The following is a 23,817-nucleotide window of genomic DNA, read 5'->3' as shown; positions in this document are numbered from 1 at the left end:
CGCTTGCCATGCCATGGGGCAGGTGGGACAATCGCAGGCTGAACAAGGAAGCGGCCGCGCCGTGATGGTGCGGGGCGCTTGCTTGCTGTGAACCACACACCGAGGCCCCATGAAAAACATCCTGATTCCCCTGCTGATGGCCGCCGCCGTCGGCAGCGCCTGCGCCGCGCCACAGGCAGCCACGCCGGCAACCCCGGCCACCGCCGCGCAACTGACGGCCATGAGCGCGCGTTATGCGCCCGTCGCGCTGACCGCCGATGTCGCGCACCTGTCCGCGGGCGACCGCCAGGCCATCGCCAAGCTGGTTGAAGCGGCCAAGCTGGTCGACGTGCTGCAGCTGCGCCAGCGCTGGTCCGGCAATGAAGCGCTGTGGGCGGCCCTGAAGAAAGACAAGTCGGCCCTGGGCCAGGCCCGTTTGAACTATTTCTGGATCAACAAGGGCCCATGGTCGGTGCTCGACGCCCATGCCTCGTTCATGCCTGCCAGCTATACTGGCATCGCCATTCCCGCGCACAAGCCGGAAGCGGGCAACTTCTATCCGCAGGGCGCCACCAAGGCCAGCCTGGAAACGTGGATGAACGGCTTGCCGGCGGACGACAAGCAGCAGGCGCAATGGTTCTTCACGACGATCCGTGCGGGCAAGGATGGCACCTATAAGACCGTCAAGTATTCGGATGAATACAAGGTGGAACTGAGGCAACTGGCCAAGCTGCTCGACGAGGCGGCCGCCGCCACGGACAACGCATCGCTGAAGAAATTCCTCACCTTGCGCGCCAAGGCTTTCCTCGACAACGATTACCTGCCGTCCGACTTCGCCTGGATGGACCTCGATTCGCCCGTCGACATCACCATCGGCCCCTACGAGACGTATAACGACGAGCTGTTCGGCTACAAGGCCGCGTTCGAAGCTTACGTGAACATCCGCGACCAGGCGGAAACGCAAAAGCTCAATTTCTTCGCCAGGCACATGCAGGAGCTGGAAGACAACCTGCCGCTCGACGCCCGGTACCGCAACCCGAAAGTGGGCGCGCTGGCGCCGATGGTGGTGGTCAACCAGGTGTACGGCGCCGGCGACGGCAACATGGCCGTGCAGACGGCCGCCTACAACCTGCCGAACGACGAGCGCATCATCAGCGCGCGCGGCTCCAAGCGCGTGATGTTGAAGAATGTGCAGGAAGCCAAGTTCAAGGCCACCCTGACGCCGATCTCGAAACTGGTGCTCACGCCCGAGGCGCAGCAGGATGTCGATTTCAATTCCTTCTTCACGCACATCCTCGCGCATGAAATCATGCATGGCCTGGGTCCGCATGCGACCGTGGTCGACGGCAAGCCATCGACGCCGCGCCAGGACTTGAAGGAAGCCTACTCGACCATCGAAGAGGCCAAGGCCGACATCACGGGATTGTTCGCGCTGCGCTACATGATGGACAAGGGGCAACTGAACGATACCCTGGGCCAGGGCGACGTGGCCGAGCGCAAGCTGTACAACACTTTCCTTGCTTCCGGTTTCCGCACCCTGCATTTCGGCTTGACGGATTCGCATGCGCGCGGCATGGCCATCCAGATGAATTACATCCTCGACAAGGGCGGTTTTGTATCGCTGGGCGACGGCAAGTTCGGCGTCGATTTTGGCAAGATCAAACAGGCCGTGATCGACCTGGACCGTGAATTCCTGACCATCGAGGCGACGGGCGACTATGCGCGCGCGAAAGACCTGATGACCAAGTACGTGGTGATCCGCCCCGAAGTGCAGGTGGCGCTGGACAAGATGAAGGCCGTGCCTAACGATATCCGCCCGGAATTCGTCACGGCCCGCGCGCTGGACAAGGCGGCGAAGAAATAAGCTGACCTTGATTATTATCAGTGTGAAAAGCCGGTGCCTCTGCACCGGTTTTTTTTGGCTATGTCACCGTCAGATGTGGGAATGCTCCCAGCGTTGCTTTTAATAACGTTTCTGGTGAACGGATGCGCCTGGCGTCGAGTATCCAGCGCCATCCCAGGTAGTTCGGCAGGTAGCGCGTCGCCACGCCGTGAAAGGGACCCAGCCATTGCCGCAAGCGGCTGTGATACGCATTGACGTTCTGCACGTGGGCGGCACCCTGCACACGGATGCCGGCGCGCAAGTTGACGGCCTGGTGGCTGATGCCCGCCTCCCTGGCAAATGCCCGGTAGGCGGCATGGCCATCCGTTACCAGCAGAACATCCTTGTCGATGATGGGCAACAAACAACGGTGCAGCTGCGCCTTCGTCAACGCCCCTTTGCCCGTGACGAAATCGAGGGTCTGGCCTGTGCGGTCGCGTGCCACCAGGATACAGACCTGTTCATTGGAAATGCCGCGTTGGCGGGCACGTCCGCCCCGGCGGCGGGCCGGACGCGTCATCTGCCTGGCTCCCTTTTCCGATTCCAGTACATACAGCTCATCGGCCTCGGCAATGCCATGCAGACCGTGCGGCCGGTCCGTCCTGGCTACGCTGAGAAAGCGGTGGCGCCAGCGAAAAGTAGTGTTGCGGTGCAATCCCAGCTGCTGAGCGGCCTGGCGTACCGACCTGGAATCCAGCAGGCAATCGGCATACTCGAGCCACAGCGCCTTGTGGTGCAAGCGGGCTAGCGGCGTGCCCGTCAAGGCATTGAAGGTGCGCCCGCAAGGCACGCAGCGGTAGCGCTGCAGGCCGTGCGCCTGGCCATGCCGGTGCAGGTGAGACGAGTGGCAGGTGGGACAGGCCAAGCGCGGCTGCGCCACACTTTCCAGCAGCGCGATAGTCGTGTCGTGTGGCGCGTTGCCACGCAGCAGGAGCATTCCTGCCTGCCGCTGGCGTCGGTTCAATTGCGCAAACTGCGCGATAAAGCTGATCCATTCGGCTGCCTGCATGAGCTGCTCCCTGCATGGTGACTATGCAGAGTCAGACAACACAGCCCAGGAAAGATTCCGGCAGTTCCCCTATTTACCGGTGACAGAGCCTTTTTTTTCGTCTTTATTTGTGAAAAGTTGCTAGTTTTTCCTTGTGGAAATTTTTTTGCCGCTTACTCTGCAATCGTAAATCCCCCTTTTCCCTCTTGCCGATCCCATGTTGAAATTGCTCTCGCTGATGAGCTTGCTCATCGTTTTGTGGCCTGCCATGGCCGCCGCCAAACTCACCGATCTGGAAACCCGCTGGCTGCAGGCGGGCCAAGCCGTCATCGCGTTTGCGCGTGCGCAAGGCTTGCCCATCGATATCATCGTGCAGCCGCAGGATGCCCCCGGCGCCGTGCCGCTGGCGCTGGGCTACGCAGCAGGGCGCTGCAAGCTGGTGCTCTCCTTGCGCGGCAATGCGCAGGCGGACATTGTCCTGCAAGGCGTGCCGGCTGCGCGCCACGGCCTGATGATGGAAGCGATGACGGCGCATGAGATCGGCCATTGCCGGCGCTATGCGCAGGGCGACTGGCATGCCTTGCCACGCGGTTTTGTCGAGCCGCGCAGCATGCGCCCGGGCAAGTTGACACCGCTGGCGCAGGAGCTGCGCGAGACGCGCCGCGAAGAGGGCTATGCGGATCTGGTAGCCCTGGCGTGGATGCATGCACGCCACCCCGGGCAGTATCAGGATGTGCTGGCCTGGATGCGCGGCGTGCGCGCGGCCGGCGATGGTGCAGGCGGTTCGCACGCCACGCAAGCCTGGCTGGCGCTGGCCGCTGGCGCGGGTGCATTTGATGAGTCCGTTTCACCATTTGAACAGGCGCAAGTATTGTGGCGGAAGGGCTTGAGCGGCGACAAATAAGCGATGATTTTTATGCGAATGGACTGTCAGCGTGTGCTGTCGCACGGAGCTTTGCGCGCGGCAGGGGTCTAATCTGGGCATCAATTAACCAGAGAGGAACCATCATGAACAAAATGATCGCACTCATGCTGGCCGCCAGTGCCAGCGCCCTGCTTGCCGCCACGCCCGCGTATGCGCAGGATGCCTCGTACAAGAGTTTGACGGACAAGGCATCGGCCGACTACAAGCAGGCCAAGGCCGCCTGCGACGCCCACAGCGGCAACGCGAAAAAAGTCTGCGTGGAGGAAGCCAAGGTGGCGCGCGCCAAGGCCGAATCGGACGCCGTGGCGCAATACCGCAACACGCCGCGCGAACTGGGCAAGGCCCGCAAGGATGTCGCCAATGCCGAGTATGACCTGGCCAAGGCCAAGTGCGGCGACCGCACGGGGACCGATAAAACCACGTGCATGACCGATGCCAAGGCGGCGAAAACGGCCGCGCTGGCCGATGCCAACACGGGCGCCAGGGCCGGCACCAACGTGGCGCAAAATCCACCCGCCACGATGAAGGAAAACTGCGACGCCATGGATGCGACGGCCAAGGCCGCCTGCGTGACGCGCAATGCGGCCGGCAGCACCAAGACGGTCGTGGCCGACTCTGTCATCACGACGAAAATCAAGGCTGACCTCGTCAAGGACAACGACTTGAAAGCACTCGATGTGCACGTGGAAACGGTCAACGGCGTCGTCATGCTCAGTGGCTTCGTGCCTTCGCAGGCGCAAGTGAAAAAAGCCGCCGACCTGGCCCGTGGCGTGGAAGGCGTGACGGATGTGAAGAATGGCTTGAAGGTGAAGTAAGCCGCATTCTGTCGATGCGTTAAAGCCGGGACTGGAGCCGCACGCAGCAGTGTGGCTCCAGTTTTTTTTGATTGTATAAATTACGATCATAATATAACATGGGAAAAATCCAGTCGGCTGATGCTGACCGGCATTTACTTTTTCTCATGAGGACGGCATGCTTTCCCTATCTTTTTCGCAATGGCTGGAGCGGCGCGGCGTGCATTTTGCCTGGGTCATCGTCGCCATTACTTTCCTCACCGCCTTGACGTCGTCGGCCGCGCTGGGTTTGCCGGGCGCGCTGATGCAGCCCTTGAGCCGCGAGTTCGGCTGGGATGCCGAGCAGATTTCCTCGGCCCTGGCCGTGCGCTTCGTGCTGTTCGGCCTGATGGGGCCGTTTGCCGCCATCCTGATGGAGCGTTTCGGCTTGCGCAATGTCATCTGCGTGGCTCTGGGCCTGATAGCAGCGGGCATGCTGCTGGCCACGCGCATGACGCAGTTCTGGCACCTGGTCGCCCTGTGGGGCATCCTGCTGGGTCTGGGCTCGGGCATGACGGCGCTGGTCTTGAGCGCCGTGGTGGCGAACCGCTGGTTCGAGACGCACCGTGGCCTGGTGGTGGGCGTGCTGACGGCCAGCTCGGCCACGGGACAGCTGCTGTTCCTGCCCGTGGGCGCCTGGCTGATCGAGCACTACGGCTGGCGCACGGCCGTCATGCCCGTGTTCGCCGCCTGCGCCATCGTCGCCGTGCTGGCCTTCCTGTGCATGCGCAACCGTCCGCAGGACGTGGCCTTGCGTCCCTACGGCGCCGACCCGGCCACGCCCCTGGTGGTGGCGCCGGCGGCGACAATGACGTTTGCCACGCCGTTCGTGATCCTGCGCAGCGTGGCGGCGAACCGCACCTTCTGGATATTGTTCGGCACGTTTTTCATCTGCGGCCTCAGCACGAATGGCTTGATCCAGACGCATTTCATTTCCCTGTGCGGCGACTCGGGCCTGTCAGCCGTGCCGGCCGCGTCCGTGCTGGCCATGATGGGCGCGTTCGACCTGTTTGGGACCATCCTGTCCGGCTGGCTGTCGGACCGCTATGACAACCGCAAGCTGCTGTTCTGGTATTACGGCTTGCGTGGCTTGTCGCTGTTCTGGCTGCCGTATTCGGAATTCACCTTGTACGGTCTGTCCCTGTTCGCCATGTTCTACGGCCTGGACTGGATCGCCACCGTGCCGCCCACCGTGAAGCTGGTGGGGGCCACGTTTGGCCGGGAGCGGGCGGGCATGGTGTTTGGCTGGATCTTCGCCGGCCACCAGCTGGGCGCCGCCGTGGCCGCCTACGGCGCGGGCCGCATCCGCACCCTGATGCTGACCTACAATCCTGCCCTGTTCGCGGCCGGCGCCGCCTGCCTCGTCGCCGCGCTGCTGGTGCTGGCGATCCAGCGACAGAAGGCGGCCGTGGCCTCTGCACAGCCCGCATGAAAAAAGCCAGGCCCGCATGAGCGGAGCCTGGCTTTTTTCATTTTTTCAAGATTTCAAGAACGCCTCAGAACACGTTCAGGGCAAGGCGCATTGCCGAAGGCAGTACGAATAGTACGACTAGGCAATGCAACGCCGCCATGGACTGTTCTGTGGTGTTCTTATTTTAAGTATTTGGCCAGCCAGCCCTCGACTTCGCTGTAGAAGAAGCGGCTGTTCTCGCCCTTCAAAATCCAGTGGTTTTCGTCCGGGAAGACCAGCAGTTTCGCCGGCACGTTCAGGCGCTGTTGCACGGCAAAGTTCATCAAGGCATTGTTGGCCGGCACGCGGTAGTCGAGCTCGCCCACGGTGATCAGGATGGGGGTCGTGAAACCCGTGCCTTTTTCGTGGTTGCCCGCTTGCATGACGGGGCTTTGCTCGCGCCACACGGGCAGGTTCGACCAGACGGGGCCGCCTGCATTGGTTTCACGGCCGAAACCGCCATCGCTGGTACCCCACTGCATGATCAGGTCCATTTCGCCCGCATGCGAGACGATGGCCTTGTAGCGCGTGGTGGTCGCTTGCAGCCAGTTGGCCAGGTGGCCGCCATAGCTGGCGCCGCCGGCAGCCAGTTTCGTGCTGTCGATAAATGGATATTTCTTGATGGCTTCATCGACGCCCTGGTTGACCTCGTCGCCAGGGCCCTTCAGCGGATCGAACTGGATAGCCCGCGAGAATTCCTCGCCGTAGCCGGTGGAACCCTTGTAGTCCGTCAGCAGCACGACATAGCCGGGCTTGGCCAGCAAGTGGTAGTTCCAGCGCAGCACGAACTGGTCGCGCCACATGCTGGCCGCGCCGCCGTGGATGACGGTAAACAGCGGGTATTTCTTGTTCGGGTCAAAGTTGGCCGGCTTGACGAGCATATTGTGGATCTGGCGGCCGTCGGCCGTGGTGAACCAGAAGTGCTCGGGCGCCTGCCAGTCGATTTTACTTGCCTTGTCCGTGTTGAAGGTCGTCAGGCGCTTCGGCTGCTTGCCGTTGAAGGCGTAGATTTCCGGCGGGTTGATGGCGGATTCCCACACGCCCACCAGGGCCTTGCCGCCGCTGCTCAGCGAGTTGATGGTACCCGTTGGCAAGGACGGTTCCTCGCGCACGTCGCCACCCCTGGCGTCGATCGAGTACAGCTTTTCCAGGCCAGCATGTTCATAGCTGAAGATGACGCGCTTGCCGCCTTCGGGCAGCACAAAGCGCGAAATCGAGCGGTCCAGCTTGGCCGTCAAAATCGTTGGCGCAGGATTGCTCATCGGCCAGGCGAAGCTGGCCAGGCGTTTCACGTCATACACTTTGCCCGGCGTTTGCGCGTCGCTCAAGGCGAACAGCGTCTTGCCGTCGGCCGCGAATTTCAGGGAGCCATAGCTGTGCTTGTCCTGCGTCAAACGCTGCGCTTCACCGCCCGCCACGGGCAGCAAGTAAAGCTGGGAGTAGACGGCTTCGCGCTGGGCCGCATCGCGGTTGGTGGCCGCGTTGAAGACGACGGCCTTGCCGTCCGGCGTCCAGACGGCATCCAGCGATTGTCCCTCGTCGCCCTGGCCGCCGCCAAAGCCCGGCAGGGTGACCAGTTGTGTGCCCGACAGGATGTCGCGCGGGGTGTTGTCACCTCGTGCCGCGGCGTCGGCGTCGACGATGAACAGCCGCACCTGCTTGTCGGTCAACCATTTGTCGAAATAGCGAGGCGCCGTCGTTTCATACGAACGGGCGCTGTATTTGCGCTCCTTGCGCTCTTTCGCGCTTTGCTTGACGTCGGCTTCCGTCTTATTGCCTGGATAGATATCGCTGATGAACAGCAACTGCTTGCCGTCCGGGCTCCATTTCGGCATGCGCGCGCCCAGGGTGAGCGAGGTCAGGCGCTGTGCTTCGCCGCCAGCGGCCACGTCGAGGCGATAGATCTGTCCCGCTTCGTCCCCGTCGCGCTTGGCAACGAAGACCAGCTGGCGGCTGTCCGGCGACCAGGCAACGGCGCTTTCGCCGCCCTTGGACGAGGTCAGGCGGCGCGCAGGGCTGTCGTCAAGCAGCGACTTGATCCACAGGTCCGACGATTGGTCTTGGCTAGAGTAGGCGCTGTCGACCACGGAAAACACGGCCCACTTGCCGTCCGGGCTGGCGACAGGGGCGCCCACCCGTTTCATCAGCCACACGTCTTCATGCGTGATGGCGTGTCTGGCTTGCGTTTGCGTGGCGGCAACTGGGGTGGTGGCCTTGGTATCGGCGGCGTGGACGGTCGTTGCCAGCGAGGCGCAGGCCGCTGCGATCAGCAGGGAGCCGAGGGAACGGCGAAGACGGGGTGAGGTCATGGGCGTGGTCCGGTAGTGAAAAAAGTACAGCGGGCAACATTATTGCCCATCGTTTCCTGCACTGCCAAGGCTGTGTACCGTTACTTACCACGTGGGACGGTCACGTATCGGGCGGGCGCGCCATGGCCGATCAGTTAAACTTGTTCTTTTACTGACGCTACCTGTGGCCGGCCATGAAAATTAGTCTACCCTTATTGAAAACGATATTGCTGGGCGCGAGCTGCCTGCTGGCCGCCCCGGTTTTTGCCGCGGCGCCCGCACCGTACCCGAATACCAGCGCCATGGGCGTGGGTCACGCGGAAAGCACAGCCTGGTATGCGGGTTGCCTGAAGGTCAAGGATGCGGCGCCGCCGCCTGCCGACCTGCCGGCGCCGTCCGCCGTGGCATCGCTGCAGCAGTGCCAGGCAACAGACCTGTATTACGATACCAAGAGTATGTCCTCGCCCAAGCCGGCGGACTGGCGTCCCGCGCGCCATTGCGCCATGGCCACGCAGAACAGCGCTGTCCTGATGATGCTGTACCAGAATGGGCAGGGCGTGCAGAAAGACCCGTTGCTGGCGCTGAAGTACGCGTGCAGCATCGATGCGGCGCCGGCCGAGATGCAAGGGCGCATCGAACACTTGCAGAAGATCAATGCCAGCGGACGCGGCATGATCGATTTGTGCGACGACATCACCAGCGGCTACATGATGGGCGTGTGCAGCGCCATCGATGCGCGCCAGAAACAACGCGTGCGCACGCAGGCGACAGGTAAAGCCAGCGCAAGCATGCCTGCCGCGGCGCAAGCGTCGCTGCAAAAACTGCAGGCGGCGGCAAGCAAGTTTGCCGATGCGCGCGCGGCCAATGAAACGGATTTGAGCGGCACGGCCCGCGCCGCCCTGAGCATCGCCGCCCGCACGGCCGAACTTGATCTGCTGGCGCACGATCTGCGCGAATACGAAGCGGGCAAGCTGCCGGCCAGCATGTCCAGGGAACAGGCGGCGGCGCTCGACAAGGAACTCAACGCCATCTACGGCAAGCTCATGAAGAAGCCGGCGCAAACCCATGCGGGCGCCGTGGGCAAGGATGGCATCCGCGCCACCCAGCGCCTGTGGCTGGCATACCGCGATGCGTGGATGAACTTTGGCGCAGTGCGTTACCCGTCCGTGACGAGCGACAGTTGGGGCGGCCTGCTGACATCGCGGCGCAATGTGCAACTGCACGACTTGCTGGAGAATTGAAGCATGCGGGAAGCGTACTACCACGAAGATGATTTTTGCATGATCGAACTGCTGCCGCTGGATAATTTGCAGCACTGCCTGACGCAGATGGGCGAGCAGCAGGCATTTGCCGACGCGCACCGCAGCGGCGCCGGCTGGACGCAGATGTACGTGCCCGAGGCGCCGCCATCGCCGCTGCGCGCGCTGGGCCTCACGGCGGACCAGTTGCGCCTGGCGCTGGCCGATGCCTTGCCGCCGTACGACGCCGTGTATACGGGCTACAGCAGCTACCGCGTGGAATGCAAGAATGTGCTGGCCTTTGGCGGCGAGACGACGGAGACCCTGTTTGCGGGCCTGGACGACGACGGCATCGTGTGCGACCTGTGGTGCAGCGACGCCATGCCTGAACTCATGCTGCTGCCCTTGAAAGAGCAGTTGCTGCTGGCCGACTGGGGCGCAGGGTTTGCGTGTCCGCTGTCCGATGGGGAATTGTTTGCCCGGTATTTGCAGGAATACGAACTGGGCTGATTACTCGCAGGCGATGGCGTTCGGCTGCGCCACCTTGACCACCGACGCCAGGCGCGCCATGTCGTTGCCATCGCCTTGCTCCACATACGGTTGATAGTTGTCGATGACGATGCGCGCACGCGCTTGCCAGCCGCAATTGTCGGCCTGGCGCGCGGGCACGCGCAGCAGCCGGCGCGCCTCACCATCGTTGGAAAAGCAGAACCACGCATCGTGCGTGGCGGCAGGGCGGGGCAGGCGGCCCCACTGCGCCTTGTCGGGCGCGAAGCAGACGCGGTTGCCGATGATCTGCAGGCTCATCTCGTCCGTGCGCGCGCTGTACTGGCCGTCGAGCACGATGGGCGTTTGCGCTTGGGCGGACAGGCAAACGGTGGACAGGAGGAGGGCGACGGCAAGTTTCATGCGATTCTTTCAGGGCTGGCTAGACGAAGCGCCAGTATAACCAGCGGGGCTGGAAACGAAAAAAGCCCATCCGTGAGGAGGGGCTTTTTAGTACTGCGCATTCGTGGTAGGCCGTGCGGGATTCGAACCTGCGACCAACGGATTAAAAGTCCGCTGCTCTACCAGCTGAGCTAACGACCCGAAAGAGGCCGCATTATATATCAGTTGAAAAAGAATGCAAAGCATTCCTGTGAGAAAGTGCTGGGCCGCTAATGCAGGGCTGCCGTGAGCTTCAGCACTTCGTCGATGCTGGTCGTGCCATCGATGATCTTGCGCGCGCCGGCGATGCGCAGCGGCGTCATGCCGTCGAGGATGCTCTGGCGGCGCAGGGCATGCAGGTCGGCGCCTGCCTTGACCAGCTGGCCGAACGTTTCCGTCACGCCCAGCAGTTCATAGATGCCGGCGCGTCCCAGATAGCCGCTGTGCCGGCACAGGGCGCAGCCGACGGGGCGGTACGTGGCGGCCGGCCGCTCCAGCTGGCCGCCCGTCAGGCGCTGCCACGCCGCGGCACCGGGAGCCGTGTCAAGCTGCTTGCAGCCGGGGCACAGGCAGCGCAACAGGCGCTGCGCCAGCACGCCGGCCAGGCATGCTTCCAGCAGATAGGCGGGCAAGCCCAGTTCCAGCAGGCGCATGACGGCCGAGGGCGCGTCGTTGGTGTGCAGGGTTGACAGCACCAGGTGCCCCGTCAGCGCCGCCTGGATCGCCATCTCGGCCGTGGCCAGGTCGCGGATTTCGCCCACCATGATGATGTCGGGGTCTTGCCGCATCAGCGCCCGCACGCCATCGGCAAACGACAGTTCGATGCCGGCCTGGGTTTGCACCTGCATCTGGTTGAAGGCCGGTTCGACCATTTCGATGGGGTCTTCTACCGTGCATACATTGACTTCGCTGCCGGCCAGCGCCTTCAAGGTGCTGTACAGCGTGCTGGTCTTGCCCGAACCGGTGGGCCCCGTCACCAGCACGATGCCGTGCGTGCGCGCCGTCAGCTGGCGCCAGCGTTCGGCGTCCGCCGGCGGAAAGCCCAGCTCGGCCAGGCTCTTGACGGCCACTTCCGGGTCGAAGATGCGCATGACGAGCTTTTCGCCGAAGGCCGTGGGCAAGGTCGACAGGCGCAGCTCGATTTCCTGGCCCTGTACATTGCGCGTCTTGATGCGCCCATCCTGGGGCCGGCGCTTCTCCACCACGTCCATACGCCCCAGCAACTTGATGCGCGCCGTCATGGCCAGCAATACCACGGGCGGCAACTGGTAGGCCTGGTGCAGGCGGCCGTCGATGCGCAGGCGCACGAGGCCCGCGTCGCGCTTCGGTTCCAGATGGATGTCGGAAGCGCGCTGGGCAAACGCGTATTGCCACAGCCAGTCGACGATACGCACCACATGCTGGTCGTTGGCGTCCAGGCTGGTCTTGTTGCGCCCCAGTTCCACCAGTTGTTCGAAATTGTGGCGCAGCGCCAGGTCTTGCGTGGAGGCTTGCCGGGCCACCTTGACGGAACTGGCCAGGCTGAAAAATTGCGCGATGGCGTCGGCGATGTGCAGCGGGTTGGCGATGACCAGGCTCAGCTTGCGCGGCGCCAGGTTTCCCAGCTGTGCCTGCCAAGCGAGCGCATATGGCTGGGCCGTGGCGATGACGATGCGCTCTGGCGTGCTTTCCACGGGCAGGATGTTGAAGCGGGCCGCATAGCCGGCCGTCATGACGTCGGCCACCTGGCTGAAATCGATGTGCAGGGGATCGATGCGCACATACGGCAGGCTGGAGCGTTGCGCCAGCCAGGCGCACAGGGTATCGAGCGTGAGTCCGCCGTGGGCGATGCTGCACAGCGGATGCAGGGCGGGTGCCGGCAGCAGGGCGGCCTGGGCGTCGATGGCGGCCGCTTGCGCCGCATCGAGCAAGCCGTCTTCCTGCAGCCAGGCCAGCAGCTGCGGCAGTTGCAGCGGCGTATCTGGAGAAGGAGGGGATGCGGGCATGGCCGGCGCCTTTCCGGGCTGCCGGTCTTGCCTGGACTTGCCGGCGGTTACAGGGTGCTGACGATGCCCTTGACCCAGGACTTGGCGGGCAGCTTGGTCTCGGCGACGATCTGCTTGGCGCGTTCGAACAGGGCGGCTTGCGCTTCCGTATCGAGTGCCACTTTCGTCTTGAAAGCGATCGCCACCACGTTCCCATCATGGACTTCCGGCAGGCAGATCACCTGTTCGAACGCAAACTTCATCGCCTTGATGTTCTTTGCGTAGCTGGGATGGTCGCCGAACAGGTTGACCGTCATGATGCCGTGCGGCGCCAGGCAGGCGCAGCAGGCGGAATAGAACTCGGCGCTGTCGAGCACGGGGCCGCGCGCCGTGGCGTCGTACAGGTCCACCTGCAGGGCGTCCAGGGTGCCGTGGTTGGCGTCGTCGTTGACGTAGTCGAGCGCATCCATCTCGCGCACGTGCAGGCGCTCGTCGTTGGGCGGCAGCTTGAACATCGAGGCGCAGATGGTGATGACGGACGGATTCAGTTCGATGGCATCGACCTGCGCCTGCGGGAACTGGCGGTAGCAGAACTTGGTCAGCGCGGCCGTGCCCAGGCCCAGCTGGGCGATGCGCTGCGGTTGCGCGATCCACAGCATCCACGCCATCATCTGCTGCGCGTACTCGAGCTCCGGCCAGTCCGGCTTGCGGATGCGCATGGCGCCCTGCACCCATTCCGTGCCGAAATGCAGATAGCGCACGCCATCCATTTCCGACAGGGTGACAGGGGCATAGCGGGGCTTGCGCGCAGGGCGGGAGGATTCGACTTGTTCGATGGATTTTCGTTTGATAAGCATAAGGCGGCCTGAAAGTGTGCCGCATTATAGCCCGCGCCGGGGTGCCATAAAAAATGCCGGCCCCATGAGAAAGACATGGGGCTGGCATTTTAGTACTGAGTAACAACGCTTGACAGAAGCGTCGCGAGCGGAAGGCAGAGGTGGCCGAGAAGCGCAACCGTACTCCAGTACGGTGAGCATCGCAGGCCACCTATGCCGACGCGCAGCAGCTTATGTCAGGCGTTACTGTTGAGCAGGCTCGATGGAGACGCGCAGACGGATGCGCTCGCCCGGATCGTAGGACATGATGCTCGTGTAGTTGCGGCCGCGGTAGTCGTAGGTGACCTGGTAGCCATTGTTGCGCGATTCCCAGTGGTCGACCTGGCGGCATTGCTTGACGGCTTGTTCCTGCATGCCGCCCTGGTAATTGTTCTGGTTGTCGACACGGTCGCCGACGACGGCGCCGGCAATCGCGCCAGCAGCCGCTGCGGCCGTGCGGCCATTGCCGCCACCGACCTGGCTACCGAGCAGGGCGCCGGCGATACCGCCGACGATGGAGCCGCCAGCGCTGCGCTGTTGCGGCGGGGCCTGGACTTGCACGTATTCCGTATGGCATTCCTGGCGTGGGCGGTTGATCTGCTCCACTTGCGGCACGACGCGCACGACCTTGCCGAAATCTTCAAAGTCGGCGGCCTGGGCGAGTGGCAATGCACCGATACAAAGGGCTGACATCATCAATTTGGCTTGCAAGTTCATTTGTAACCTCGTTATCTAGAGAATCTTTCAGGGTATTTTTTACAACTTGGTACTATAGTAATCCCGCCAGACCGGGACGAGTGTTTCGCATGGCAACAAAATGTAACAGCCCAAGCCCCTTGCCCCACAGTCTGTAACATGCACTTTCAATCGATACAAGATGTTGAAATGACTTGAAACCAGCGGTTTGTAACAAATCTTGCGTTTGACATCATATTCGGGTTGATTCATGCAGGACAACACGTTACCCTAATACGCGTATGGCTTATATAAAATCGCACTGAATCGCATAAAAGTTGATACAGATCGAATCACCGCGTGCGCATTGACCCGCGTGCGGGGATGCAATAAGAAGAGCAGCTAGAAGAGATCCATACATAACAGGTCGATTTGAGGGAAAAATGAGTTTGTTACTAACCGTGCCGCCCAACCTTGTCCAGTCCATCCGTGCCTTTCGCGTGACCGAATTACAAGACGAGGCGATCCGTCTCGGGCAGCACTTTTTATATGCGCATTGCAACGCTGGACAGACCAAACAACAAGTCATCGGCATTATTGCAGAAGCATTCCTGTTTCCGAAAAACCTGGCGAAGAATTTCGATGCCTTGCGCCTGTGCCTGACGGACACCATGTCCAAGGCCGGCACGCAGACGGGTTTCCTGGTGGTGCTCGAGCAATTGCCAAATACGCAAAAATTCGACAAGGAAGCGCGCGAGATCCTGCTCGACGTATTTCGCGACGCGGCCGACTACTGGGCCGAGAAGAAAGTCCCGTTCCGCGTCTTCTATTCGTTCGAGTAAATACTTACTCTTGCCGCGGCGCCGTCAAACCGGCTTCCCGCGCAGGTGAGAATCGGCCTCTTCGGGCGGCTGCGGCGCGCCGGCGCCCATGTTGCGCCGCAACAATAATGCCGGCCTTTCTAGATTCGCATCGCCATAGCGGGTACAATGCGCGCTATGAAAAATATCGTTATCCTCATTTCCGGACGCGGCAGCAACATGGAAGCGGTCGTGCGCGCGGCGCAAGCCGAGCAATGGCCAGCCCGTATTGCCGCCGTCATCAGTAACCGGGCCGATGCCCAGGGACTGGTTTTTGCCGCGGAACACGGGATAGCGACGGCAGTCGTTGCCAACAAGGATTATGCCAGCCGCGAACAGTTCGATGCGGCGCTGCAAGCCGTGATCGACGGCTTTGCCCCCGACCTGGTCGTGCTGGCCGGTTTCATGCGCATCCTGACGCCGCCCTTCGTCGAGCATTACGCGGGGCGCATGCTCAATATCCACCCGTCGCTGTTGCCGCTGTTCCCGGGCATGGCGACGCACCGCCAGGCGCTCGAGGCGGGCGTAACGGAACACGGCGCGACCGTGCATTTCGTGACTGCCGAGCTCGATCATGGCCCGGCCGTGGCGAGCGCGAAAGTCCCCGTCTTGCCAGGCGACACAGAAGAGAGCTTATCGGCGCGCGTGCTGGTAGAGGAACATCTGCTTTACCCGCGCGCCATCCGCCTGTTCATTGACGATAAACTGTCAGTCGAGCATGGCCAGGTCCGCGTGGACCCTCAATAAAATATTACAGGAAGAATAACAATGAGATTGCCACCAGCGATACTTGCCAATGCTGAAGAAGTATTGCGCGAAATTTTACGTTTCACGGCCCCGGCCGACACCACCCTGTCGCGCTATTTCCGCGACCATCCGCGCCTCGGTTCGCGCGAACGCGGCGCCATTGCCGAAGGCATTTATGCCGTGCTGCGCAACAAATCGTTCTTCACGGACTTCGCCGAAGCGGGCAGTGGCCCGACCATGCGCCGTTTGACCATCCTCGGCCTGGCCGAAGCCGTCGGCGCCGACTCCTTGGGCGGCCTGACGGAAGAAGAAGTGGAATGGCTGGAACGCATCACGCAGATCGACCGCAGCCTGATGCCGTCGAATATGCGCGCCAACATGCCGACCTGGCTGTTCGATAAATTGATCGCCCAGTTCGGCGAAGCGGAAACCATGAAGCTGGCCGATGCGCTGAACGCGCCGGCGCCGCTGGACTTGCGCGTGAACTCGCTCAAGGCCACGCGTGAGGACGTGATGCTGGCCCTGGCCGAAGCGCCTATCCTCAGCACGCCGACGCCGTTTGCGCCGCTGGGCTTGCGCGTGATCAAGAAGCCATCGTTGCAAAACCTGCCATTGTTCCAGAGCGGCGCCATCGAAGTGCAGGATGAAGGCAGCCAGATCCTGTCGCAAATCGTCGGCGCCAAGCGCGGCGAGATGGTCGTCGATTTCTGTGCCGGCGCGGGCGGCAAGACCCTCGCATTGGGCGCGCTGATGCGCAACACGGGCCGTCTGTACGCGTTCGACGTGTCGGAAAAGCGTTTGGCCAAGCTGAAGCCGCGCATGGCCCGCAGCGGCCTGTCGAACGTGCATCCGGTGCAGATCGCGCATGAGCGCGATGCCAAGATCAAGCGCCTGGCCGGCAAGATCGACCGCGTGCTGGTCGATGCGCCATGCAGCGGCCTGGGCACCCTGCGCCGCAATCCGGACGTGAAATGGCGCCAGCAGCCGAATTCCATCGTCGAGCTGCAAGCCAAGCAGGCAGCCATCCTGGCCGGCGCGGCGCGCCTCGTCAAGGGCGGCGGCCGCCTGGTGTATGCCACCTGCAGCTTCCTGAACGAAGAAAACGATTTTATCGCCGAGCAATTCCTCGCGGCCCATCCGGACTTCACCCTGGTGCCGATGAGCAAGGTGCTGGCCGAACAGAAGATCGAGCTGGAAATGGGCGACTACCTGAAATTGTTGCCGCATCTGCACCAGACCGATGGCTTCTTCGCCGCCGTGTTCGAACGCAAGGTCATGCCGAAAAAAGTCTACGCCGATGAAAAGCCGGCCGACGACGTTGACGCTGAACAAGCCGAATAAGGCTGTCACGGGCCGCCGCTGCAGCATCGCAGCGGTGGCCATGCACTTGCGCCAGCCTGTCTGGCGCAAGCTGTGGGCACCCCGCCCGGTTAGTCCCCCGCACCATCTTCCAGACTCCATCCGCCATGAACGAAACCCCGCTGCTCAACCTGATCACTGACTTTGTCGACGATTTCCGTCAACCGGCCATCCTGTGGCAGGCGCTGGTCATCGTCGCCTGCCTGGCGCTGAGCTGGCTGCTGGTGCGGCAGTTGCGCGTGTTCCTGCACCAGCGCGCGGAAGCGGCCGCCACGCCGGCCACGCCGGAAACCTTGCAGCGCACCGATAGTTTTATCCGCATCCTCACGCCCGTACTGGCGGCCATGCTGCTGGGCATTGCGCAGCATTTCCTCGCCAAGTTCCAGTCGGTCAATCTGCTCAGCATTGCCATCCCCCTGTGCACCTCGATGGCGCTGGTGCGCTTCGGGTTTTATGTGCTGCGCCGCATTTTTGCCCGCCATGGCGACATCAGTCCCACCATGCTGCTGCTGGAAAAGATATTTACAGTCGTGGTGTGGGCAGGCATGGCCCTGTACATCACGGGTCTGTGGCCGGAATTGCATACCTTCCTGGAAAGCATCGTCGTGCCGCTGGGACGCAACAAGGTGTCCGTGGCTGCCATCTTGCAAGCCGCTATTTCCGTGGCCGTGCTGCTGGTGCTGGCCATGTGGGCCGGCACCTCGCTCGACGAGCGCCTGATGAAAATGCAGGGCCTGCACACTTCCTTGCGCGTGGTGATGTCGCGCATGGGCCGCGCCGTGCTGATCCTCGTTTCCGTGCTGGTCAGTCTGTCGCTGGTGGGCATCGACCTGACGGTGCTGTCCGTGTTTGGCGGCGCCTTCGGCGTGGCGCTGGGCTTTGGCTTGCAAAAGATCGCCGCGAACTTCGTGTCCGGCTTCATCATCCTGCTGGACCGCAGCCTCACCATCGGCGACATGATCACGGTGGGCCAGTTCACGGGCAAGGTCACGCAAATCAATACGCGCTATACTGTGTTATTGGGTGGCGATGGCGTTGAATCCATCGTGCCGAATGAAATGCTGATTTCCGGCGGCGTGCAGAACATGTCGCTGAGCAACCGCATGGTCTGGCTATCGACGGCCGTGTCGGTGGGCTATGAAACGGATCTCGATGTCATCTTCCCCTTGCTGGAAGCGGCGACGGCCAAGGTGCCGCGTGTGTGGCAAAGCAATCCGCCATCGGCCACCCTCGTGCGTTTCGGCGCCGACGGTCTCGATGTGCAGATCGGCTTCTGGATCGCGGACCCGGAAAACGGCACCGGCGGCGTGAAGTCGAATGTGAACCGCGCCATCTGGCGCACCTTGCAGGAACATAAGGTCACTGTACCGTTTCCGCAACGCGAATTGCGTATTGTTGGTACGCCTCCTGCCCCGCTCGCCAGCGCGGCAGAGGGTGAGTCCGACCCATCCGGCACCCAGCCTTAACCTCGCTGCCTGCCTCCGATTTTGCCTGACCGCACCCATTAGGGCGTACAATCACGCCTAAAATTAACTCTGCCGGACCTCCAGAATCACTGGAGCGACCGTGCGCACGCCCTGTCCACTTGGAGTAGCAGTAATGACATTGAGTTCCGTTTTACACGACGTTTTGCAGTTCATGGCAACTGGCATTACCGATCTGTCCGCATGGCAAGTTTTTCTGTACACCATGGTGGTCACGCATATCACGATCGCCAGCGTCACGATTTACCTGCACCGCCACCAGGCCCACCGCGCGCTGGAATTGCACGCCATCCCTAGCCATTTCTTCCGTTTCTGGCTGTGGCTGACGACGGGCCAGGTGACCAAGGAATGGGCGGCCATCCACCGCAAGCACCACGCCAAGTGCGATACGGAAGAAGATCCGCACAGCCCCGTCACGCGCGGCATCAAGAAAGTCTTCTGGGAAGGCGCCGAGCTGTACCGCGCTGAATCGAAGAACATGGAAACCATGGCCAAGTACGGCCACGGCACGCCGACGGACTGGATCGAGCGCAACCTGTACACCAAATACAGCTGGCTGGGCGTGGTGTCCCTGTTCGTCATCAATTTCATCCTGTTCGGCGTGATCGGCATTTCCGTGTGGGCCGTGCAAATGATGTGGATCCCGATCACGGCAGCCGGCATCATCAACGGCATCGGCCACTACTGGGGCTACCGCAACTACGACTGCGCGGACGCGGCCACCAACATCATTCCGTTCGGTATCCTGATCGGCGGCGAAGAGTTGCACAACAATCACCATACCTATGCGACGTCGGCCAAGCTGTCGTCGAAATGGTATGAAATCGATATCGGCTGGGCGTATATCCGCGCGCTGGAAATGCTGGGCCTGGCGAAGGTGAAAAAGCTGGCGCCGGAGCCGAAGTTCTCGCATGGCAAGCTGGAAGCGGATTTCGAGACCTTGCAGTCCGTCATCGCCAACCGCTACGACGTGATGGCCAAGTATGCGAAATCGATCAAGCATGCCTGGAAGGAAGAGCTGGAACACCTGAAGCACAAGGCGGAGCTGGAAAAGCGCTTCCTGAAATCGTCGCGCAAGCTGATGCAGCGCGAGCCGGGCAAGCTGGCCGATGCGCATCACGAACAGCTGTCGGAATTGTTCCAGCACAGCAAGGCGCTGGAAACCATGCACCACATGCGCGTGGAATTGGGTGCCATCTGGGAACGTTCGCACTTTACGCGCGAGCAATTGCTGCAAAAGCTGCAAGACTGGTGCACGCGCGCCGAAGCGTCGGGCATCAAGTCGCTGCAAGATTTCTCCCTGCGCCTGCGCAGCTATGCTTGATCGCACGGTGAGGTGACATGAGTGGCTCCGCTTGCGGGGCCATTTTTTTTGCCCTGAGCGTGAAGGCGACGGGGGCTTCGCGTGGCATTTCCCGAGAATGTCGATTTGCCAAAATAATAATTTTGCGAAATACTTTCCTTGTTAATTAGTTAAAATAGGAAAGTTTGCATGGCAATGTTAATACGAAGTGCGTTTATGGGATGTGTCATGGCGGCGCTCTCTGCCTGCGGTGGCGGTACCTCGGTGCAAGAACCGGCGAGTCCCAATCCTGGCATCCCCAATCCTCCACCCGTTGTAAAAAGCAGCCTCGCGCTCAGCGGCACAGCGGCGACCGGCCTGGCCCTTGTCGATGCCTCCATTCAGGCGAAATGCCAGGTGGGCAGTGCACAGGCGCGCACTGGGCCGGATGGTGCTTATCAAATGGAAATTGTCGAAGGGAAATTTCCATGTCTCCTGCAATTGACCGCTCCCGTCAATGGCATCAAATTGCATTCCGTTGTGGTCGGAGCGGGGAGTTCGGCAACTGCCAATATCACGCCCCTGACCGACATGCTCAGCTCGCGGTTGTTTGGCCGTGATCTCAGTGCCTTGTTCCCGGACATCGACGCGGCATCGCTGGTCAATACAGTCAATGCCGCCAATGTGCTTGCCGCACAGTCGGATATCGTGAATCTGTTGCAGGCAAAGTTAAGTATCAGCTTCTTGCAAGACTTTATCGGCACGCCATTGAAGGCCGCGACTGCGGCTGACAAGGCTGGCGGGGATGCCCATGACAGGTTGCTGGACCGCTTGGGTTCCTATTTTAATTCCATTCAGCTCGGATTGATTAACCAGGCGCTGGTATCGGGGCAGACGGTTGACGACATCAAAAAGCTCATCGTTGAACTCAAGGCCGTACCGGTGGCGGATGCCGGAAAGCCGCAAGCGGTAGCAACTGGGGCGACAGTCTCGCTGGATGCGAGCGCCAGCCAGATTGCACCCGGTGTCACGGCAAATTTCCGTTGGTCTATTATTGGCAAGCCTGCCACGAGTGTGGCGGAGCTGAGCCTGGCGAACACCGCCAAGCCAACTTTTGTCGCGGATAAGCCCGGAAGCTACATGTTCAGTGTTCTCGTCGATTATCCGGGCGAGCGCTATGTGAGTACTGCCATTGTTGAAGTAACGGCGCAATTGGACGCGCCATATCAAACCACGCCGGCCGTCAGCGGCGCGCCGAATGGCGGCATGTATGGTGACTACTGGAAGCTGGAATTTACCGGAGCGAATGCCGGTTTTTGCGACGTGCTGTTTGTCTCTCCCTCTGGCAGCAGCTATACGCCGGGTATGTGTATTTCCAACGGAAAACTGTTGGGCGACTTTGCACTGCGTGGTGATGTGGAAAAAACTGGAAACGTCACGCTGAATATGCGGGTCAATCCGCATATTCCCGAAAGTACGCAAACTGCCGCCATCTTTCGTGGCGTGTTCGGGCAGGACGGGACCGGGGCGGGTACGTGGAGTATTCCAAACAGCGCTGCAAACGGTGCCTGGACCGCAACGCGCTATATTGGCCGGCAGCCCTATCGCAGCGTGACGCTGGCAAATCCCGATGCGGGCTCGTTTGCCTCCGGAACCAATGCCGCGGCAGGCGTCTGGCGCCGCCCATCGACAAAAATCTATCCTGAATTCGCGCTGGTATTACCCGGCGGCGAAACGGCTTGGCAAACCGGCTCGCCGTTTTCAAGCGGAATGGTGCATGTATTTGGCGAGTTTCTCAGTGATGGTGCCATATGGCAGCTTGGAAACAAGAGCACGGTTCACACCTCCACGTCGATTGAGGGCATTCAGGCATCTGGCACCATCGTGCCGAAAACGTGCATCGTGGGCACAATGTCTGCCGCTGCTGGCAAGACGGTGACCTTGTCATTCGATTCTTACAGTATCGAGAATGCGCTGGCATTGAGCCTGGCCGATATCAGCGGGACGTATGTGGCTGGCGGCGCCAGTTACATTGCGCCAGATGGCAGCATCAGTGGCACGACAGAGGCTGGCTGCCGGGTCCAAGGGCGTATTGCCCCCATTTCTCCCGATTCGAAGGCCAACCTGTTCCGCCTGAAGCTGACATTTTATGGGCCAGCGTCCAACCCGGCAGCGTGCTATGAAACGCAAATGGGGCCGGACTATGATGGTTATGCATTCATGGAAGTATCGGAGGGCGAGCATTATTTCTATACCTTGTTACGGCCAAGCGGCGTACCTGTCGGCTATACCACGCCAGTCGGTTTCTATCCACGGTATATTCTAGGCATGAAGATTCGCTAGCATCCGGCTGCGGGGGTGTACGGCGTACGTCCCCAATCCGATGTCGGGCGATTCGAGGCGGGTTGCCGGGGTGGGCGGCTTGCAGGCCTGGGTGCTTGGGCAATAAAAAAACCGCTCATCGGAGCGGCTTTTTCATCAGAGAACACAATATCAATTACTTGATTTTGGTTTCTTTGTACGTTACGTGCTTGCGTGCTTTAGGATCGAATTTCATGATCTCCATTTTCGCAGGCGTCGTACGCTTGTTTTTGGTGGTCGTGTAGAAGTGACCCGTACCGGCGGTCGATTCTAACTTGATTTTGTCGCGGCCTGATTTTGCCATGATAGCTCCCTTATTCTGCTAATTAGACTTTTTCGCCACGAGCGCGCATATCGACCAATACGGCGTCGATGCCGACTTTATCGATGACGCGCAGACCGGCGTTGGACAAACGCAGGGAGACCCAGCGGTTTTCAGATTCAACAAAAATACGACGATTCTGCAAGTTAGGCAAAAAACGACGTTTGGTTTTGTTGTTTGCATGGGAAACATTGTTGCCGACCATCGGCTTCTTCCCAGTGACTTGGCAAACACGTGCCATGGCGCACTCCTTAAAGATATTCCAAATTGGAAAAACGAGAGTATATCCAAAATAAGCCGATTTATCAATGACTTGCGAAAAACAATTGTGTCATGTTGTATTGAAATAATTTAACAATTTGACTTTTACTCTTCGTCATAGGGAGAAGCACTGGTAAACAGTGCTGTTTACTGTTAGATAAGCGTCTTGCTGCTGTCACGTATGTCCTTGTTTACACATGGTTAACTGCTGCCTGGCCAGCCCCGGCCTAGATCTGGCCGTGTTCCGAGAAGGAATGTACTTGCCGCCCGGCCACGACGAAATGGTCGAGGATGCGCACGTCCACCAGCGACAACGCTTGCACCAGCGCGCGCGTCAGCAACAGATCCGATTCGCTGGGCTCCGGCGTGCCGGACGGGTGGTTGTGCGCCAGCATGACGCTGGCCGCGTTGTGCAGCAGGGCCTGCTTGACCACTTCGCGCGGATACACGCTGGTGTGGGTGAGGGTGCCGCGAAACATTTCCTGGGTGGTGATCAGGCGGTTCTTGACGTCCAAAAACAATACGTGGAATGCTTCATGCGCCAGGTGGCCCAGGGTCAGGCGCAGGTAATCCTTGACGGCGTGCGGCGAATTGAGGGCCTGGCCCGCCTGCAAGTCCTCGATGATGGCGCGCCGCGCCAGTTCCAGCACGGCTTGCAGCTGGGCGAACTTGGCGCTGCCCATGCCATGCACTGCGGAAAAACTCACGAGGCTGGCGCCGAATAGGCCCCGCAGCGAGCCGAAGTGCTCTACCGTGTCGCGCGCCAGTTCCACGGCGCTCTTGCCGCGCACGCCCGTGCGCAGGAAGACGGCCAGCAATTCCGCGTCCGACAGCGATTGTGCGCCATCCTCGATCAGGCGTTCGCGCGGCCGTTCGCCGGCCGGCCAATCCTTGATGCCCATCTTGCCTCCCGTTCGCGCCCGGCTCGTCGTGGCGCCTGCCAACGATTGTCGCGCCTTCCCCGGGCGGCCATGCTGCGCTAGCTCGTCTTCATGGCGAATCATATGAAAAAAACAAAAACCAAGATGCCCGGCATGGCCTTTTTCAAGCGCTATGATTTGCCTGTTGATGTACTTAATGCAAGTTGCAGCGGCGGGGAGTCAGGGCCCTGAACTCA

Annotated in this window: 21 protein-coding genes and 1 tRNA gene; 12 read left to right on the top strand and 10 right to left on the bottom strand. The window is 61.0% G+C overall.

What is annotated here, in order from left to right; translation table 11 throughout:
* The first annotated feature begins 109 nt into the window (after positions 1-109).
* Positions 110-1,843 (top strand): dipeptidyl-peptidase 3 family protein, encoded by a 1,734-nt coding sequence (locus LSO07_RS24225; protein ID WP_151096805.1) that lies wholly within the window; start codon positions 110-112, stop codon positions 1,841-1,843.
* 58 nt (positions 1,844-1,901) lie between these two features.
* Here LSO07_RS24225 and LSO07_RS24220 read toward each other — a convergent pair whose 3' ends face one another.
* Entirely contained in the window at positions 1,902-2,870 is a 969-nt protein-coding gene (locus LSO07_RS24220) for an IS1595 family transposase (RefSeq protein WP_151096804.1), read from the bottom strand.
* A gap of 196 nt (positions 2,871-3,066) precedes the next feature.
* Between LSO07_RS24220 and LSO07_RS24215 the strand changes: the two genes are divergently transcribed.
* The 3 genes from LSO07_RS24215 to LSO07_RS24205 all read left to right on the top strand — a co-directional run bounded on the left by LSO07_RS24215 (position 3,067) and on the right by LSO07_RS24205 (position 6,039).
* Positions 3,067-3,753 carry a hypothetical protein gene (locus LSO07_RS24215; protein ID WP_151096803.1) on the top strand — a complete coding sequence of 229 codons (687 nt, stop codon included), beginning with the start codon at positions 3,067-3,069 and terminating at the stop codon, positions 3,751-3,753.
* A gap of 104 nt (positions 3,754-3,857) precedes the next feature.
* Complete coding sequence (locus LSO07_RS24210; RefSeq protein WP_151096802.1) at positions 3,858-4,589, top strand: BON domain-containing protein; 732 nt, start codon at positions 3,858-3,860, stop codon at positions 4,587-4,589.
* A 157-nt stretch (positions 4,590-4,746) separates the two neighbouring features.
* On the top strand, positions 4,747-6,039 hold the full coding sequence (locus LSO07_RS24205) for an MFS transporter (RefSeq protein ID WP_151096801.1): 1,293 nt from the start codon (positions 4,747-4,749) through the stop codon (positions 6,037-6,039).
* A gap of 158 nt (positions 6,040-6,197) precedes the next feature.
* On the opposite strand, the gene LSO07_RS24200 is transcribed toward LSO07_RS24205, so the two are convergent.
* Positions 6,198-8,366, bottom strand: coding sequence for a dipeptidyl-peptidase 5 (locus LSO07_RS24200; RefSeq protein WP_151096800.1), 2,169 nt, complete (start codon positions 8,364-8,366; stop codon positions 6,198-6,200).
* A 173-nt stretch (positions 8,367-8,539) separates the two neighbouring features.
* Between LSO07_RS24200 and LSO07_RS24195 the strand changes: the two genes are divergently transcribed.
* Together LSO07_RS24195 and LSO07_RS24190 are read left to right on the top strand one after the other, a co-directional pair.
* The gene (locus LSO07_RS24195) at positions 8,540-9,586 is read left to right on the top strand and encodes a lysozyme inhibitor LprI family protein (RefSeq protein ID WP_208672429.1); all 1,047 of its coding nucleotides are present in this window, start codon (positions 8,540-8,542) and stop codon (positions 9,584-9,586) included.
* A 39-nt stretch (positions 9,587-9,625) separates the two neighbouring features.
* Positions 9,626-10,093 carry a hypothetical protein gene (locus tag LSO07_RS24190; RefSeq protein ID WP_151096799.1) on the top strand — a complete coding sequence of 156 codons (468 nt, stop codon included), beginning with the start codon at positions 9,626-9,628 and terminating at the stop codon, positions 10,091-10,093.
* On the opposite strand, the gene LSO07_RS24185 is transcribed toward LSO07_RS24190, so the two are convergent.
* From LSO07_RS24185 to LSO07_RS24165, 5 genes are all read right to left on the bottom strand, one after another.
* Positions 10,094-10,492, bottom strand: coding sequence for a hypothetical protein (locus LSO07_RS24185; RefSeq protein ID WP_151096797.1), 399 nt, complete (start codon positions 10,490-10,492; stop codon positions 10,094-10,096). It abuts the gene before it with no gap.
* Between the two features lie 104 nt (positions 10,493-10,596).
* Positions 10,597-10,672, bottom strand: a tRNA-Lys gene (locus tag LSO07_RS24180).
* Between the two features lie 68 nt (positions 10,673-10,740).
* Positions 10,741-12,495 (bottom strand): GspE/PulE family protein, encoded by a 1,755-nt coding sequence (locus LSO07_RS24175; protein WP_191909757.1) that lies wholly within the window; start codon positions 12,493-12,495, stop codon positions 10,741-10,743.
* Positions 12,496-12,542: 47 nt separating this feature from the next.
* Positions 12,543-13,331, bottom strand: a complete 789-nt coding sequence (locus tag LSO07_RS24170; protein ID WP_151096795.1) for a spermidine synthase — start codon at positions 13,329-13,331, stop codon at positions 12,543-12,545.
* A gap of 222 nt (positions 13,332-13,553) precedes the next feature.
* Positions 13,554-14,066, bottom strand: coding sequence for a glycine zipper 2TM domain-containing protein (locus LSO07_RS24165; RefSeq protein WP_151096793.1), 513 nt, complete (start codon positions 14,064-14,066; stop codon positions 13,554-13,556).
* Between the two features lie 401 nt (positions 14,067-14,467).
* Between LSO07_RS24165 and LSO07_RS24160 the strand changes: the two genes are divergently transcribed.
* From LSO07_RS24160 to LSO07_RS24135, 6 genes are all read left to right on the top strand, one after another.
* Positions 14,468-14,866, top strand: a complete 399-nt coding sequence (locus LSO07_RS24160) for a barstar family protein (protein WP_034785135.1) — start codon at positions 14,468-14,470, stop codon at positions 14,864-14,866.
* A gap of 156 nt (positions 14,867-15,022) precedes the next feature.
* Positions 15,023-15,631: a phosphoribosylglycinamide formyltransferase gene (gene purN, locus LSO07_RS24155; RefSeq protein WP_034785137.1), complete on the top strand. Its 609-nt coding sequence runs from the start codon at positions 15,023-15,025 to the stop codon at positions 15,629-15,631.
* Positions 15,632-15,652: 21 nt separating this feature from the next.
* A complete protein-coding gene (locus tag LSO07_RS24150) occupies positions 15,653-16,972 on the top strand; it encodes an RsmB/NOP family class I SAM-dependent RNA methyltransferase (RefSeq protein WP_092608367.1) in 1,320 nt (439 codons plus the stop codon).
* Positions 16,973-17,097: 125 nt separating this feature from the next.
* Positions 17,098-18,456: a mechanosensitive ion channel family protein gene (locus tag LSO07_RS24145; protein WP_151096791.1), complete on the top strand. Its 1,359-nt coding sequence runs from the start codon at positions 17,098-17,100 to the stop codon at positions 18,454-18,456.
* A gap of 172 nt (positions 18,457-18,628) precedes the next feature.
* Positions 18,629-19,798, top strand: coding sequence for a DesA family fatty acid desaturase (locus LSO07_RS24140; RefSeq protein WP_369811458.1), 1,170 nt, complete (start codon positions 18,629-18,631; stop codon positions 19,796-19,798).
* A 168-nt stretch (positions 19,799-19,966) separates the two neighbouring features.
* A complete protein-coding gene (locus LSO07_RS24135) occupies positions 19,967-22,099 on the top strand; it encodes a PKD domain-containing protein (protein ID WP_151096789.1) in 2,133 nt (710 codons plus the stop codon).
* 154 nt (positions 22,100-22,253) lie between these two features.
* Here LSO07_RS24135 and rpmG read toward each other — a convergent pair whose 3' ends face one another.
* The 3 genes from rpmG to radC form a co-directional block, all read right to left on the bottom strand.
* On the bottom strand, positions 22,254-22,421 hold the full coding sequence (rpmG, locus tag LSO07_RS24130; RefSeq protein WP_010400929.1) for a 50S ribosomal protein L33: 168 nt from the start codon (positions 22,419-22,421) through the stop codon (positions 22,254-22,256).
* A gap of 22 nt (positions 22,422-22,443) precedes the next feature.
* Positions 22,444-22,680: a 50S ribosomal protein L28 gene (gene rpmB / locus LSO07_RS24125; RefSeq protein ID WP_010400928.1), complete on the bottom strand. Its 237-nt coding sequence runs from the start codon at positions 22,678-22,680 to the stop codon at positions 22,444-22,446.
* Between the two features lie 247 nt (positions 22,681-22,927).
* Positions 22,928-23,602, bottom strand: coding sequence for a RadC family protein (radC, locus tag LSO07_RS24120; RefSeq protein ID WP_070256677.1), 675 nt, complete (start codon positions 23,600-23,602; stop codon positions 22,928-22,930).
* Positions 23,603-23,817 lie beyond the last annotated feature (215 nt).

The sequence above is a fragment of the Janthinobacterium sp. PLB04 genome, from assembly GCF_021165895.1.
GTDB classification, from domain to species: domain Bacteria; phylum Pseudomonadota; class Gammaproteobacteria; order Burkholderiales; family Burkholderiaceae_D; genus Janthinobacterium; species Janthinobacterium lividum.
This window is presented reverse-complemented; position numbering and strand designations above follow the sequence as displayed.